General features: G+C 66.2%; 13 protein-coding genes. 1 reads left to right on the plus strand and 12 read right to left on the minus strand.

What is annotated here, in order from left to right:
• Positions 1–31: 31 nt before the first annotated feature.
• The 12 genes from GO606_RS11335 to rpmH all read right to left on the minus strand — a co-directional run bounded on the left by GO606_RS11335 (position 32) and on the right by rpmH (position 13,083).
• Positions 32–1,489 carry a TrkH family potassium uptake protein gene (locus GO606_RS11335; RefSeq protein ID WP_169117291.1) on the minus strand — a complete coding sequence of 486 codons (1,458 nt, stop codon included), beginning with the start codon at positions 1,487–1,489 and terminating at the stop codon, positions 32–34.
• A 3-nt stretch (positions 1,490–1,492) separates the two neighbouring features.
• Complete coding sequence (gene trkA / locus GO606_RS11340; protein WP_169117290.1) at positions 1,493–2,896, minus strand: Trk system potassium transporter TrkA; 1,404 nt, start codon at positions 2,894–2,896, stop codon at positions 1,493–1,495.
• Positions 2,897–2,975: 79 nt separating this feature from the next.
• Positions 2,976–4,220 (minus strand): sigma-54-dependent transcriptional regulator, encoded by a 1,245-nt coding sequence (locus tag GO606_RS11345; protein WP_169117289.1) that lies wholly within the window; start codon positions 4,218–4,220, stop codon positions 2,976–2,978.
• A gap of 3 nt (positions 4,221–4,223) precedes the next feature.
• Positions 4,224–6,344 (minus strand): sensor histidine kinase, encoded by a 2,121-nt coding sequence (locus GO606_RS11350; RefSeq protein ID WP_169117288.1) that lies wholly within the window; start codon positions 6,342–6,344, stop codon positions 4,224–4,226.
• Positions 6,341–6,934, minus strand: coding sequence for a DUF4390 domain-containing protein (locus GO606_RS11355; protein WP_169117287.1), 594 nt, complete (start codon positions 6,932–6,934; stop codon positions 6,341–6,343). The genes GO606_RS11350 and GO606_RS11355 overlap by 4 nt, the downstream gene beginning before the upstream one ends.
• Complete coding sequence (gene rsmB, locus GO606_RS11360) at positions 6,894–8,174, minus strand: 16S rRNA (cytosine(967)-C(5))-methyltransferase RsmB (protein ID WP_169117286.1); 1,281 nt, start codon at positions 8,172–8,174, stop codon at positions 6,894–6,896. The genes GO606_RS11355 and rsmB overlap by 41 nt, the downstream gene beginning before the upstream one ends.
• Before the next feature lie 327 nt (positions 8,175–8,501).
• Positions 8,502–9,278: a TSUP family transporter gene (locus GO606_RS11365; protein ID WP_169117285.1), complete on the minus strand. Its 777-nt coding sequence runs from the start codon at positions 9,276–9,278 to the stop codon at positions 8,502–8,504.
• A 94-nt stretch (positions 9,279–9,372) separates the two neighbouring features.
• Positions 9,373–10,728 (minus strand): tRNA uridine-5-carboxymethylaminomethyl(34) synthesis GTPase MnmE, encoded by a 1,356-nt coding sequence (gene mnmE / locus GO606_RS11370; protein ID WP_169117284.1) that lies wholly within the window; start codon positions 10,726–10,728, stop codon positions 9,373–9,375.
• Complete coding sequence (yidC, locus tag GO606_RS11375) at positions 10,700–12,352, minus strand: membrane protein insertase YidC (RefSeq protein WP_169117283.1); 1,653 nt, start codon at positions 12,350–12,352, stop codon at positions 10,700–10,702. The genes mnmE and yidC overlap by 29 nt, the downstream gene beginning before the upstream one ends.
• A 26-nt stretch (positions 12,353–12,378) precedes the next feature.
• Entirely contained in the window at positions 12,379–12,588 is a 210-nt protein-coding gene (gene yidD, locus GO606_RS11380; protein WP_169117282.1) for a membrane protein insertion efficiency factor YidD, read from the minus strand.
• On the minus strand, positions 12,588–12,980 hold the full coding sequence (gene rnpA / locus GO606_RS11385; protein ID WP_246979508.1) for a ribonuclease P protein component: 393 nt from the start codon (positions 12,978–12,980) through the stop codon (positions 12,588–12,590). Before rnpA ends, yidD begins: the two co-directional genes overlap by 1 nt.
• Positions 12,949–13,083 (minus strand): 50S ribosomal protein L34, encoded by a 135-nt coding sequence (gene rpmH, locus GO606_RS11390; protein WP_002926183.1) that lies wholly within the window; start codon positions 13,081–13,083, stop codon positions 12,949–12,951. Before rpmH ends, rnpA begins: the two co-directional genes overlap by 32 nt.
• A gap of 295 nt (positions 13,084–13,378) precedes the next feature.
• Here rpmH and dnaA point away from each other — a divergent pair, with 295 nt between their 5' ends.
• On the plus strand, positions 13,379–14,821 hold the full coding sequence (dnaA, locus tag GO606_RS11395; protein ID WP_246979509.1) for a chromosomal replication initiator protein DnaA: 1,443 nt from the start codon (positions 13,379–13,381) through the stop codon (positions 14,819–14,821).
• The last annotated feature ends 37 nt before the right edge of the window (positions 14,822–14,858 follow it).

Below are 14,858 nucleotides of genomic sequence, written 5' to 3' on the forward strand. Positions count from 1 at the left end.
CCCCGGTCTGCTGTGGCGCGGCGGGTCCGCCTCAACGCCGCCAGAAAACGGGGGTCAGCACGACGAGCAGCGTGAAGATTTCGAGCCGCCCGAGAATCATCGTGAACGCCAGTGTCGCGGTCTGGAAATCGTTGAGGCCCGCGTAATTGGACGCCGGGCCGATCGCGCCGAGTCCGGGGCCGGTGTTGTTGAGGCATGCGACAACCCCGGAAAAGGCGGTGATGATGTCGAGGCCGGTGGCCGCGAGCACCAGCGTCAACGCGACGATGCTCACCATGTACATGAAGCTGAAGCCCAGCACCGCGTGCAGGATGTCCTCCGACACCGGCTGGATCCCCAGGCGCACCGGGTGCACCGCGTTCGGATGCAGCGAGCGGACGATCTCGCGGTACACCTGCTTGTACAGGATGATCGCCCGCATCATCTTGATGCCGCCGCCGGCGGAACCGGAACAGGCGATGAAGCTGCCGAGGAACAGGATCCACATCTGCGCGAACATCGGCCACAGCGTGTAGTCGTAGGTCGCGAGCCCGAGCGAGGTGGACATCGACACGACATGAAACGCGACGTAGCGCAGCGTCGTCAGGAAATCGGCATGCGCCTCGACGCTCATCAGGTAGGCGGTCAGCACCGCGACGCTCGCGAGCAGCACGCCGAAATAGAACGGCAACTCGGGATCGGACAGGTACGGGCGCGGGTTGCGACGCACCAGCGCGAGGTAGTGCGTCGCATAGTTCAGTCCCGCCAGCAGCGCGAACGCGATCGCGACCATCTCGACGGGCACGCTGTTGAAATGGCCGAGCGACGCGTCCTTGCTCGAGAAACCCCCGAGGCCCGTCACCGAGAACGCGTGGATCAGCGCCTCCCAGCCGTCGAGGCCGGCGAGCCACAGGCTCAGCCCGCAGGCGGCGGTGAGCAGGATGTACGCCGTCCACAAGCCTTTTGCCGTCTCGGTGATGCGCGGCGTGAGGCTCGACTCCTTCATCGGCGTCGGCACTTCGGCGCGGAACAGTTGCCGGCCGCCGATACCCAGCAGCGGCAGGATCGCGACCACCAGCACGATGACGCCCATGCCGCCGATCCAGTGCATGAAGGTGCGCCACAGGTTGATCGAGATCGGCATCCGGTCGAGGCCGCTGAGGACCGTCCCGCCGGTCGCGGTCAGGCCCGACACTGCCTCGAAGTAGGCGTCGATGACGGACAGACCGGGCACATAGCCGAACAGCGGAATCGCGCCGAAGACCGGCGTCACGACCCACGTCAGCGCGACGAGCAGGAAGCCGTCGCTCGGCTTCAGGTCGCGCTTGACGCGGCGCGTCAGCGCCCACAGCACGACCCCGGCGGCGCAGGTCAGAAGCACTGCGTCATCGAACGCGCGGGTCGCGCCGTCGTCGAGGAAAAACGACACTGCGAGCGGAAAGCCCATCAGCACGCCGAACATCGTCACGATCAGGCCGAGGGCGCTGAGGACCGGGAAATAGCTGCGCATGGTCTACAGGAACGTGAAGCCGACCTGGAAAAGCTTCTCGACCTGGCGCACGAGCTTCTTGTGCGTGCAGAAGACGATCACGTGGTCGCCGCCTTCGATCACGGTGTCGTGATGCGGAATGACGACCCCGCGCCGCATCACCTTGCCGTCGGGGCGCCGCTCCTCGCGCACGATCGCGCCAATCGTCGCGCCCTTCGGCAGCGCGATGTTCTCGATCGCGCGGCCGACGACGTTCGAGTCCTTCTCGTTGCCATGCGCGATGATCTCCAGCGCTTCGGCCGCGCCACGGCGCAGGCTGTGCACGGCCACCACGTCGCCGCGCCGCACGTGCGCGAGCAGCGAGCCGATCGAGGTCTGCGCCGGCGAGATCGCGATGTCGATCGGCCCGCCCTGCACCAGGTCGGCATAGCTGCGGCGGTTGATCAGCGCCAGCGTGCGGCGCGCGCCCATCCGCTTCGCGAGCGACGTCGACATGATGTTGTCTTCGTCGTCGTTGGTCAGCGCGAGGAACAGGTCGATCTCGTCGATGCCTTCGTTCTCGAGCAGCTTCTCGTCGGTGGTGTCGCCACGCAGCACCAGCGCCCGCCTCAGCTGCGTCGCGATGGCCTCGGCGCGGTGCTTGTCGACTTCGAGCACCTTGACGTTGTAGTCGGCCTCGATCGAGCGCGCGAGCCGCAACCCGATGTTGCCGCCGCCGGCGATCATGATGCGGCGCGTCACCCGGTCCGAGCGGCGCAACTCGCGCATCACCTGGCGGATATGCACCGTCGCGGCGAGGCAGAACACTTCATCGCCGGGCAGGATCGTCGTATCGCCTTCGGGGAGCAGCGGTTCGCCATGGCGGTAGATCGCGGCGATCCGCACCTCGACATTCGGCATGTGGTAGCGCAGCGCCTTCAGCGGATGGCCCACCAGCGGCCCGCCTTCGAACGCGCTGACACAGATCAGGCTGAGCACCCCGTCGGCGAATTCCAGCACCTGCAGCGCCTCCGGAAACGCGATCAGGCGCTTGATGTAGTCGGTGACGATCTGCTCCGGGCAGATCGAGAAATCGACCGCGAAGTTGTCGCTGTTGAGCAGCTCCGGATGCTCGACGAAATCGCTGGAGCGCAGTCGCGCGATGCGCGTCGGCAGGTTGAACACAGTCTTCGCGACGCGGCACGCACAGAGATTCGTCTGGTCCGACTGCGTCACCGCGATCAACAGGTCCGCGTCATCGGCACCGGCGTCGCGCAGCACCTGCGGCGACGCCCCGTTGCCGAGCACGGTGCGCAGTTCCAGGCGGTCGCGCAGGATTTCGAGATGCTCGGCGTTGGTATCGACGAGCGTGATGTCGTTGGCTTCGGAAACGAGGTTTTCCGCGACCGAAGCGCCGACCTGCCCGGCGCCGAGGATGATGATCTTCACCGCCGGGATCTCCTGTGGCGCATTGCGGGCACGCGCCCGTCATCGGCCGGGAAGCCGGATTTCGCCGCGCCGACCGGGTTCAATTTTCCTCGCTCCGGCGTCCGGCCTGCAGGCCGAGCTGTTTGAGCTTGCGATACAGGTGGGTGCGTTCGAGCCCGCTTTTCTCGGCCAGCCGGGTCATGTTGCTGCCTTCGAGGCGCAGGTGATGCTCGAAATACAGGCGCTCGAACGCTTCGCGCGCCTCGCGCAGCGGCTGGTCGAGGGACACGCCGACATGACCTTCGGTGGACGGGATCAGCAGCCGCCGAACGTCGGCGATGCCGATCTCCTCTTCGAGCGTGCCGAGCGCGAGCGACTTCACCGCGGCGCGCAGTTCGTTGTATCCGCCGCTCCAGGGCTGCGCGCGCAACGTGTTCAGGGCTCCGGTCGAAAACTGCCGGCGCGGCACCTCGCCCGCCTCGACCAGATGCAGCAGCAATTGCGATGCGAGTTCGGGCAGGTCGTCGCGCACATCGGCGATCGACGGCGGCGCGAGGCTGACCTCGAACAGGCGCGCCACGAGCGACTCCTCCCACCCCTCGCGGACCAGCGCGTCGAGCGTGTGGTCGGTCGCGACGACGAGGCGCAGGTCGTAGCGCTCGAGGCGCTCGAGCGCGAACGCGAGGTTCTTCTGCTGCGTACGCGCGAGCCGCGACAGTTCGGGCACGAACAGGACGCCGCCCTGGCAGGCCTGGAGCTGGTTGACGTCGAGCGGCGGCGAGACCGTGGACAGATCCAGCCAGGGCGCCCCCTTCGCCTGGAAGCTGCGCGCCGCGAGCTCCGCGAGACTGCCGGCGCCGATGCGCAAGAGCAGCACGCGCGACGTCACCGCGACCTGCTGGACCAGCCGCTGCAGCTCGCGCAGCGGCACTGAACGGGTAAAGGCCGCGAGCGTCAGCGGCGACGGCGCGCCCGGTGCGGCCGGACGCTGCAGCCCGCGCTTGACCGCGGCGAGCAGCTTCTGCAGCCCGATCGGCTTTTCGAGGTAGTCGATCGCCCCGATGCGCGTCGCTTCGACCGCGGTGTCGATCGTGCCATGGCCGGACATCATCACCACCGGCATCGTCAGCTGCCCGTTGGCGGACCACTCCTTCAGCAGCGTGATGCCGTCCGTGTCGGGCATCCAGATGTCGAGCAGCACCAGGTCCGGGCGCGCGGCGTTGCGCGCGATGCGGGCCGCGGCAGCGTTCTCCGCGAGCACGATGTCGTGCCCTTCGTCGCTGAGTATTTCGAAGAGCAGCTCGCGGATGCCGACTTCGTCGTCAACTATGAGTATGTTCGCCATTGTTCACTTGTCGCTGGTCGGAGATGCGAGCCGCAAGCGAATGCGGACTTCGGCGCCCCCGGAGTCTCTGTTCATCAGGCGGATTTCTCCACCATGTTCGTCGATGATCTTCTTCACCATCGCGAGGCCGAGGCCCGTCCCGCGACTCTTCGTCGTGAAGTACGGCTCGAACGCATGGGCCAGCACGGTCGCCGGGAAGCCCGGGCCGTTATCCCGTATCAGCAACACAACGCTGTCCCCTTCCCCGCGCGTGACGAGCGTCACGACGCCGTCGCCCTGCTCGGCCAGCGCATCCTCGGCATTCTGGAGCAGATTGTGGATGACCTGGCGCAACTGGGTCGCATCGCCCGCCACGGCAGGCAGGCCGCGCTCGAGTTCGGCGCGCACGCGCACCGGCGAACTCTCGTAGAGATTCAGGATCTCGGCGATCAGCGCATTGAGGTCGACGCTGCCGATGACCGGGCCCGGCAGTCTCGCATAATCGCGGAACCCATTGACGAGATTCTTCATCGACTCGACCTGGTTGATGATCGTGCGCGTCGCCCGCTCGAGTATCTCCCGCCCTTCCGCATCGACCCGGTCGGCGAGCTTGTAGGCCAGGCGTTCGGCCGACAGCTGGATCGGCGTCAGCGGATTCTTGATTTCGTGCGCGAGCCGGCGCGCGACCTCCGCCCAAGCGGCGGTGCGTTGCGCAGCGACCAGCCGGGAAATGTCGTCGAAGACGACGACGAGACCGCCCCCTGAGGCGGTCGGCAGGCGCGCGCCGTGGATCAGCAACGTCTGCGTGCTGCCGTCGGCGCCGGGCAGTTCCACCTGCTCGTGCCAGTCGCCGTCATGTTCATCGAAACCTTTCAGCAGCGCATCGCGGAAGCTCTGGTGGCGCGGCCACTGCGCCAGCGGCACCTCCTCGAACCCCGTCAGTTCGTCCTCGAGGATCGCCATTGCCCCGGCGTTCGCGGCACGCAGCGTGCCGTCCCCGGCGAACGCCAGCACGCCGGTCGACAGGTTCGCGAGCACGCTTTCGAGATAGGCCCGCGCCGACTCGACTGCCGCGCGGTTACGATCGGCAGAATCTCGCGCCTCGACAAGCTGGCGCGTCATGCGGTTGAACGACTGGGTCAGCACGCCGAGCTCGTCGTGCGCCGGCAGCGCCTGGCGCGGGCTGAAGTCACCCTGCGCCACGGCCTGCGTGCCTTCGGCGAGGATCAGCAGCGGCGCGACGAGGCGGCGTGACAGGATGAACGCGACCGCGACCGCGGCAAGGAGCGCGAGCAGCAGCGTCAGCGTCAGCGTCAGCGTGTAGATGCGGTTCAGTCCGCTACGGCCGAGCGTGAGCTGCTGGTATTCGCGGTACGCTTCCTGGACCGCTTCGGCGTGGCGCGCAAAGGTTTCGGGGACCGGCTGCGTCAGCTGCAGATACTGCGACTCGGCACTGAGGATGCGCGACGGAATCGGCACCACGACACGGATCCTCAGCCCGTCCCCGGGCCGGGTATCGACGATGTGATAGCGCTGCGTCTGGCGCGCCTGGCGCAGCTGCGCGACGGTCGGGAGATCAGGCAGGAAACCGCCGAATTCGCCCGACACGGTCACCAGCACCTGGCCGTTGGAGCCGATCACCGAGGCGCTGCTGACACCGGCGCGTTCGCGCAGGCGATTCAGCAAGGTTGGCGAAACGGGCGCCATGCCTTCGAGTTCCAGCGCCATGTCCTGGGCCTTGTCACCGATCTGCGAAGCCAGGTAGTCGAGCGCGTTCTGCCCCAGCGCGATGCCGCCTTCGAGCGCGGAATCGACCCGCACATCGAACCACGACTCGATGCTGCGGACGACGAACTGCAGCGATACCGCATAGACGATGATGCCGGGGACCAGCGCCATCAGGGCGAACATCAGCATCAGCCGGTACTTGATCCGCGAACCGAACTGGCGATCGCGGTACTCGCGCCACAGCGCGCGCAGCTGGAAACCGACCAGCCCGCCGAGGGCGACGGCGACCGCGCCGTTGATCGCGAGCAGATACGGATAGCTTTTGGCGAACAGATCGGTGTTCGAACTCGCCGACGCCAGCAGAAACAGCGAGATGCCGGCGACCGCCGCGACGACGATCAGCAGGACACGTTTCATCTCGGGCCGCCGGCGAGGAACGTCCACCGCATCCAGTCCGTTCCCAGGTTCCAGTCCCGGCTGCCGAGCGCGGTGACCTGGAACGGCTTCGGCAACAGGCTCGTGTCGAGGAAAAAGCGCAACGCCGCGCGATAGGATTCGCCCGCATCGAGTTCGTCGACGGGGACGATCTGCCAGTTGCGGATCCGCAGCATCGTCCTCACGGCCGAATCCAGCGTGTCGAAACTCTGGTGGAAATTGCCGACCGACAGGCGGAAGCTGCGCGTAATCGCGTGGTACGAGAGGCGGAAGTTCAGCGCGCGCTCGACGATAGCCTCGTCGAACCAGTACCAGCGCGGCTGCTCGACGATGAATTCGGCGGTGAAATACAGCGACACGCCATGGGTCACCGCATCGGCCAGGCGCTGGTTGAGGTCGAGGTTGATGTCGGCGTTGACCACGTAGCCCTCTTCGCTCGCGACGATCTCGGCGTAGCCGATATCCCCTTCCGCGACTGCCGGCAGCGGCAGCAGGCCCAGGAGCAGCGCGAGCAGCGCGGCCCGCAGCAGCTTAGCGACGCTTGCCAAGGAGCGCGTAGAAAAAACCGTCATGATCCATACCGGGCAGCAACTGTCGCTCGAGGCTGCCGTCGATCTCGAGCCGTTCGAGATCGGGATGGCGCGCACTCAGCCGCGTGATCTGGGCTGTATTTTCTTCATCGAAAACGGAGCAGGTGACGTAAAGCATCCTGCCGCCGGGCGCCAGCGTCGGCCACAGTGCGTCGACGATCCCGGCTTGCTGGGCGGCGAAGCGGCGGACATCCTCGCGTCGCCGCAACCACTTGATATCCGGATGCCGCCGCGCGACACCCGACGCCGAACAGGGAACATCGGCAAGAATGCGGTCGAACGGCCGGCCATCCCACCACGCGTCGAGGGCGCGGCAATCGGCAGTCAGCACCTGCGCGTGCAGGCCGAGGCGTTCGAGGTTGTCGCGGATGCGCTGGACGCGTTTCGGATCGAGCTCCAGCGCGACAAGCTCGACCGGCATCGTCTCGAGGATATGGGCAGCCTTGCCGCCAGGCGCCGCGCACGCGTCGAGCACCCGCTGGCCGGGCGCCAGATCCAGCCACCGCGCCGCCCACTGCGCTCCCGCATCCTGCACCGAGACGCGCCCGCTCGCGAAACCGGGCAGGCCCGCCACCGGTACCGGCTTGTCGAGCACCAGCGCGTCGTTCGCGAGCCGCCGGCAGCCGATTCCCGCTTCGCGCAGTTCCGCTTCGACGGCCTCCACGCTCGCTCGCGTGCGATTGACCCGCAGCGCCATCGGGGGGCGCTGGTTGCCCGCTTCGAGCGCAGCCTCCCAGTCGTCGGGCCAGGCAGCCCGCAGCTGCGCCACCCACCACGCGGGATGGCGGTAGCGCGCCGCTTCGTCCGCCTCGACGAGGCACGCCAGCTCGTGTTCGTCGCGCAGGCGCTTGCGCAGCACGCCGTTGACGACGCCTTTCAGGCCCGGCGCGAGCACCGCGGCCGCATCGACCGCCTGGTCCACGACCGTGTGCGCCTGATCCGGACGGTGCTCGAGCCGGTGCAGCGCAACCAGCAGCAGAGCGTGCAGCGCGACCGGCAACGGTTTGTGCAACAGGCGGCGCAGGACGGCATCGCCGCGCCCGTAGTCGCGCAGCGTCCCCCACGCCAGATCGCGAACCGCGCCGCGCGTTGCATCCGGCCAGCCGGGATTCGCGCGCAGCAGCCGTTCGTAGGCCTCGGTCAGATTGGCGCCCCCAAGGACCGCCTCGACGAGAGACGCCGCCTGCAACAGGGCATAGCCGAGACCGTCGCTCGGAAGCACGGGGCGGCCTTTGGCCGGTCGGGAGGAAATGGTCACGGGAATCGGAACTTTGCTGGATGGCACTCTGCCCCGCAAGCTACGCGAGGCGAAGTGCGCAGGTAATTTGGCAACATCTGTGTGATGCAGCGCGTCGCGCCATTGTAATACTGCAGGGCGATAATTCCGCGCCCGGCAAGGCGTTTATCCGTGCGTCGTTGAATGAGGACAATCCTTCGGCCTCGCTCGCACGCTGGGGAGCAATATGACCAGGCAATGACATGTCCACCATTCGGGCCTGACCGGACGAAGCGCAGAAACGTGTTCCACGTGAAACCTTCATACCCCCCATCACCCTGCGACGACGATATCGAACAGCATCTTTCCGATCAGCGTTGCCACGATCCCGAGAAACATTTTTCGTACGAACGCCGCGCCGTGACGCAGCGCGAGCCGCGAACCGACGAGCGCGCCGGCGAGATTGGCGCACGCCATTACACCGGCGGCCTGCCACAGGATTGCGACGTGCGAAGTGAAGAACGCGATCGCTGCGAGGTTCGTCGCGACATTCACGATCTTCGCCGTCACGGACGCGCGGAGAAAGTCCATCGCCAGGAAGCGGACGAACAGGAAGATCAAAAAGCTTCCGGTTCCCGGCCCGAAGAACCCGTCGTAGAACCCGACGCTCGCACCAATCAGCACGGCCAGTGCGGTCGCGTGTTGCGGTTCGACCGTTGCATCTGCTGCTGTGCCGAAGTCCTTGCGAATGAACGTGTAGATTGCAACCAGTATCAGCAGCAGCAGGATCACGGGCTTGAGCACCGCCGGCGACAGATACGCTACGGCACGCGCCCCGAACCATGCTCCGGCGAGCGCGGACGCCGCAGCCGGCAACGCGACCCGCCATGGAATCGCAACCCGCCGCGCGTACTGTATCGCCGCACTGCTCGTGCCGACGATGCTCGCGAGCTTGTTGGTGCCGAACAGCGTCGCCGGCAGGCTCGCAGGGAAAGCCGTGAACAGCGCCGGGATCTGCACCAGCCCGCCTCCACCGACCACCGCATCGATGAAGCCGGCAAGAAAAGCGGCAAGCCCGAGAAAGAACAGCAGCGTTTCGAGCTCGCCCATCAATGCGGGCCTGTTTCACGTGGAACAGCAAGATGCATGGAAACGGCTGCCGCGTCGAATCGATTGGCCGCTCGGCACCGGCACTGCACGCCGATCACTTGCCGATGCAGAACCGCGAAAAAATCACTCCCAACAGGTCGTCGGACGAGAACTCTCCGGTTATCTCGCCGATAGAGACCTGGGCCAGCCGGAGTTCCTCCGCGAACAATTCCAGCGCGCCGCACTGCGATCGCGCCGCGACCACGTGCGTCAGCGCCTCGCGCAATGCGACAAGATGGCGTTCCCGCGCAAGCACGACGTCATCGCCATGCGCGTGCCAGCCGGCCACCCTCAGCAGCTCGCTGCGCAGCAGATCGACGCCGAGCCCGAGCTGTGCGGACAGATGGATCGCAACGCCGTCGTCCCGCTGCAGTCGCGCCGGCTCGAGCCCGCACAGATCGATTTTGTTGAAGATCGTGATCCGCTCCACCCCTTCCGGCAGCGCCGCATCGATCGCCTCGTCACCCGGCTGCGGACCGACTCGCGCATCGACGATGCGCAGGATGACGTCGGCGCGCGCGATCTCGCGCCAGGTCCGCTCGACCCCCAGGCGCTCGACCGGATCGGCTGTTTCGCGCAGCCCGGCCGTGTCGATGACATGGATCGGAATGCCCTCGATCGCGATCGTCTCGCGCACAGCGTCGCGTGTCGTGCCGGCGATGTCGGTGACGATCGCGCGCTCGTCGCCGGCGAGGCAGTTCAGCAAGCTGGACTTGCCGACATTCGGCTGGCCGACCAGGACGACGTTCATCCCGCTGCGCAGCAGCGCTCCCTGACGCGCGCGCTCGAGCACCCCTTCGAGCTTGACGCGGATCGCGTCGAGCCGCTCCAGGGCGCGGGCGTTTTCGAGGAACTCGACGTCTTCGTCGGGAAAATCGAGCGTCGCTTCGACGAGCATCCGCAGGTCGATCAGCGCGTCGGTGAGCCGGTGCATTTCGTCAGAGAACGCGCCCGACAGCGAACGCACCGCGGAGCGCGCCGCCGCGACCGTCGACGCCTCGATCAGATCGGCGACCGCCTCGGCCTGGGCGAGGTCCATTTTCCCGTTGAGGAATGCGCGGCGCGAAAACTCGCCGGGCTCGGCCAGCCGCGCGCCGAGTTCGAGACAGCGCGCGAGCACGAGTTGCAGCACGACCGGCCCGCCGTGCCCCTGCAGTTCGATGACGTCCTCGCCCGTGAACGAATGGGGCGCCGGGAAATAGAGCAGGATGCCTTCGTCGATCGGCTTGCCGCCGGCGTCGACGAAAGGCGTGAACGCCGCGTGGCGGGGTTCAGGAAGCCGGCCCGTCAGCGCACGGGCGAACGGCGCGAGCGCCGCACCGGAGACGCGAACGACTCCGATGCCGCCGCGCCCCGGCGCGGTCGCGACCGCCGCGATGGTGTCAGGCAGGCTTGGCGCCGGACTTCTCACCTTCGATCATCCGCGTGATCTGCCATTGCTGTGCGATCGACAGAATATTGTTCACAACCCAGTACAGCACCAGGCCCGACGGGAACCACAGGAACATGAAGGTGAAAATGACCGGCATCGCCATCATGACCTTGGCCTGGATCGGATCGGGCGGCGTCGGGTTGAGCCTCATCTGGATCAGCATCGACGCGCCCATGATCACCGGCAGGATGAAGTACGGATCCTTCGCCGACAGGTCCTGGATCCAGCCGAGCCACGGCGCCTGCCGCATCTCGACGCTGCCGAGCAGCACCCAGTACAGCGAGATGAACACCGGGATCTGCACCAGGATCGGCAGGCAGCCGCCGAGCGGATTGATCTTCTCTTTGCGGTACATCTCCATCATTTCCTGCTGCATCTTCGCCTTGTCGTTGCCGTACAGCTCCTTCAGGCGTTGCATGCGCGGGCCGAGCACCCGCATCTTCGCCATCGACTTGTAGCTCGCGGCGGACAGCGGGAAGAACATCAGCTTGATCAGGATCGTCACGATGATGATCGCCCAGCCCCAGTTGCCGACGATGCTGTGGATCCACGACAGCACCCAGAACAGCGGCGCGGCGATCACCGTCAGCCAGCCGTAATCGACGACCAGGTCGAGCCCGGGCGCGATATCTTCGAGCTTGTCCTGTTCCTGCGGGCCGGCGTAGAGGCTCGCCTCGACGCGTCCGCTCTGTCCCGGCGGGATCGCCGCCACCGGCACGATCACCCCGGCCGAATACAGGTCGTTGCCGACTTTCTGCGCGAAAAACTCGCGTTCCGCCCCGCCCTGCGGCAGCCACGCGCTGACGAAATAATGCTGGACCATCGCGATCCAGCCGTCACTGGCTTTCTTGATGAACTTCGCCTTGCCTTCGGCGATTTCCTCGAACTGGACTTTCTGGAACTTCTCGGCCTCGGTGTAGAACGCCGGGCCGGTGAACGTCGTGACGCCGAACGCCTCGACCGACTCGGCCGGCTTGCCGTCGCGCGTGAGCTGGTAATACGCGTGGGGCGAAAGGGTGCGCTCGCTGCTGTTCACGATCTCGTAGGCAACTTCGACGAGATAGTTGCCGCGATGGAAAGTCATCACCTTCGTGACCTTGACGCCATCCTGCTCCGGCGCCTCGAGCCGCACGACGAGACGGTCCTCGCCTTCCTTCATGACCTGTTCGCCCTGCGGCAGACTGAACGTCGTCTTGTGGGTCGGCAGGTCCTCGCCGATCAGCCCGGACTGCGCCGCATACAGGTGGATCGTGCCGTCGTCGAACAGCACGAAGTTCTTCGTCTTGTCGGCTGTCGATTTGTGCTTCGCCAGTTCGAGCCGGACGATGTCGCCGCCCTGCGCCGAAACTTCCGCGACCATCAGGTCGGTGCGCACCACCATGCGCGGCGCGGTCGAAGCGGTCGCCACGCCGGGCACGCCCGGCACGGCGGTCGCCGCCCCCGGCGCAACACCGGTCGTCGGAGTCGGCACGCCGGCACCCTCGACACCCGCGGTCGCAGTGACGGCGACCGGCGCGGGCTGGCTTTGCTTCAGCCAGGCATTCCACAGCATCACGAGGGAAAGGGAGAAGACGAGGAAGAGTACGAGGCGGCGCTGATCCATCGGATTATTGTTCGATCTGAAATTGTTCAGGGGACGGGATCATACCCGCCGGGATGGAATGGGTGGCAACGGCCCACCCGCCTGAGCGCAAGCCAGCCGCCACGCATCGCGCCATGGCGCTCGACAGCTTCCTGCGCATACTCGGAGCAGCAGGGATGAAAACGGCAGTTACGGCCCAGCATGGGACTGATCCCGTACCGGTAAACACGCAGCAGGCCGAGCACCAGCGCTTTCATCACTCGCGAAACCGCCCGAGCAGATTCACGACATCGTCGTTGATCATCGCACGCGTCGCCATCTTCACCGGCGCATGCAGCCGCACGATGAGGTCATGGTGCGCAAGCGCGGGCCGCGCCTTGCGGAACTGTTCGCGCACGATGCGTTTCAGCAGGTTGCGCACGTTGGCCCGTTTCGCCAGTTTCTTCGCGATGACGACGCCCAGGCGCGCCGTCCCGAGTTCGTTGGGACGATAATGGGCGATGAAAAACCGCCCCTTGAAGGCCCGCCGAAAAGCAAAAACGGATGAATACTCATCCGTTTTTCGTAACCTGTAGGCGTCGAGGAATCGCTGGTCAACGCCCGGCCGGCTGCTCACCTCAAACGGCGAGACGGTGACGGCCCTTTGCACGACGGGCGCGGATCACTGCGCGACCGCCACGGGTCTTCATGCGGACCAGGAATCCATGGGTGCGCTTGCGACGGACGACGGAAGGCTGATAGGTGCGTTTCATTTCGGTCTGCCAGTATTTGGGTCAAACGCGAGATTTAATTGGATAATGCACTGTTTGTCAAGCACAATTTTTGCCCCGACCTGTGGATAACTTTTGCCGCGGGGGGTAGAATCCGCGTTTCCGCTTTCGGTCGATCACAGAGCACGAGCAGCGTCCCTGCACCGCGCTCTGCCTTCACTTCCGCGAAAGCGTCCCTATAACCCACATCAAGCTGCCGCCGTCTTTTCGCCGCCTTGGTGAACAGTGGAGAGGGTACGCTTTGAAAACCGTGCCGCAAGCCCAAACCGTCGAATCCGTGAGCCAAGATCTCTGGTCCTTCTGCCTGTCGCGCCTGGAACACGAACTGCCGCCGCAGCAGTTCAACACCTGGATCAAGACGCTGCACGCCGATGAAGAACAGGCTGGCGCCGGCGCCGCGCTGCGGCTGGTCGCACCGAGCCGCTTCGTGCTGCAGTGGGTGCGGGAGCGCTACCTGCGCCGGATCGGCGAACTCGGCGCCGAGTTCCAGGGCGCACCGATCGAAATCGAACTCGTGCTGCCCGCCGCCGGCGCGGCACGCCCGGCCGCGCGCCCGGCCGTCGGCAGCGCGCCCGTCGCTGCCCCCGCCCCTGCCCCGGCTCCCTCGCAGGCGCCTGCAGCCACGGTTGCCGCACCGGCCGTCGTCACGCGCCCGGCCGAGCCCGAATCCGTCGTCACCGCGGCAGCCCTCGCCTACGAGAAGACGCGTCTGAACGCCGACTTCACGTTCGACACGCTGGTCACCGGCCGCGCCAACGACCTCGCGCGCGCCGCGGCGATGCAGGTCGCGCAGAACCCCGGCACGTCGTACAACCCGCTGTTCGTCTACGGCGGCGTCGGCCTCGGCAAGACCCACCTCGTGCACGCGATCGGCAATGCCGTGTACCGTCACAACCCGCGCGCGGTGATCCGCTACGTGCACGTCGAGGACTATTACGCCGACGTCGTGCGCGCCTACCAGCAGAAGAGCTTCGACGCGTTCAAGCGCTACTACCGCTCGCTCGATCTCCTGCTGATCGACGACATCCAGTTCTTCAACAACAAGAACCGCACGCAGGAAGAGTTCTTCCACGCGTTCAATGCGCTGACCGAAGCGCGCAAGCAGATCGTCATCACCTGCGACACCTACCCGAAAGACATCCAGGGCCTCGAAGACCGCCTGATCTCGCGCTTCGACTGGGGCCTCACCGTGCAGATCGAGCCGCCCGAGCTCGAGATGCGCGTCGCGATCCTGCAGAAGAAGGCCGAGGCGCTGCGCGTCGACCTGCACGACGACGTCGCCTTCCTGATCGCGAAGAACCTGCGCTCGAACGTGCGCGAGCTCGAAGGCGCGCTGAACAAGGTCGTCGCGTTCGCGCGCTTCCACGGCCGCGGTATCTCGCTCGAAGTCGCGAAGGATGCGCTGAAGGATCTGCTGAACGCGCACAACCGCCAGCTGACGATCGAGCACATCCAGAAGACGGTCGCCGACTACTACAAGATCAAGGTCGCCGACATGCACTCGAAGAAGCGCACGCGCGTCATCGCCCGTCCGCGCCAGGTCGCGATGTGGCTCGCGAAGGACCTCACGCCGATGTCGCTGCCGGCGATCGGCGAAGCGTTCGGCGGGCGCGACCACACCACCGTGATGCACGCCTGCCGCACGATCGCCGAGCTGCGCCTCGGCGATCACCAGTTGAACCACGACGTCCACGTGCTCACCCAGGTCCTCAGGGGATGAACACCGCAGCCCCAGCCCCAGCCCTTTTGATTGCGCC

This window comes from Aromatoleum anaerobium (assembly GCF_012910705.2).
GTDB lineage: Bacteria > Pseudomonadota > Gammaproteobacteria > Burkholderiales > Rhodocyclaceae > Aromatoleum > Aromatoleum anaerobium.

Bases quoted from the DNA above. Each gene is read 5' to 3' on its own strand.
- GO606_RS11335 (WP_169117291.1), bottom strand. From the start codon at position 1,489: ATGCGCAGCTATTTCCCGGTCCTCAGCGCCCTCGGCCTGATCGTGACG.
- GO606_RS11345 (WP_169117289.1), bottom strand. From the start codon at position 4,220: ATGGCGAACATACTCATAGTTGACGACGAAGTCGGCATCCGCGAGCTG.
- GO606_RS11350 (WP_169117288.1), bottom strand. From the start codon at position 6,344: ATGAAACGTGTCCTGCTGATCGTCGTCGCGGCGGTCGCCGGCATCTCG.
- GO606_RS11355 (WP_169117287.1), bottom strand. From the start codon at position 6,934: ATGACGGTTTTTTCTACGCGCTCCTTGGCAAGCGTCGCTAAGCTGCTG.
- GO606_RS11365 (WP_169117285.1), bottom strand. From the start codon at position 9,278: ATGGGCGAGCTCGAAACGCTGCTGTTCTTTCTCGGGCTTGCCGCTTTT.
- yidC (WP_169117283.1), bottom strand. From the start codon at position 12,352: ATGGATCAGCGCCGCCTCGTACTCTTCCTCGTCTTCTCCCTTTCCCTC.
- yidD (WP_169117282.1), bottom strand. From the start codon at position 12,588: ATGAAAGCGCTGGTGCTCGGCCTGCTGCGTGTTTACCGGTACGGGATC.
- rpmH (WP_002926183.1), bottom strand. From the start codon at position 13,083: ATGAAACGCACCTATCAGCCTTCCGTCGTCCGTCGCAAGCGCACCCAT.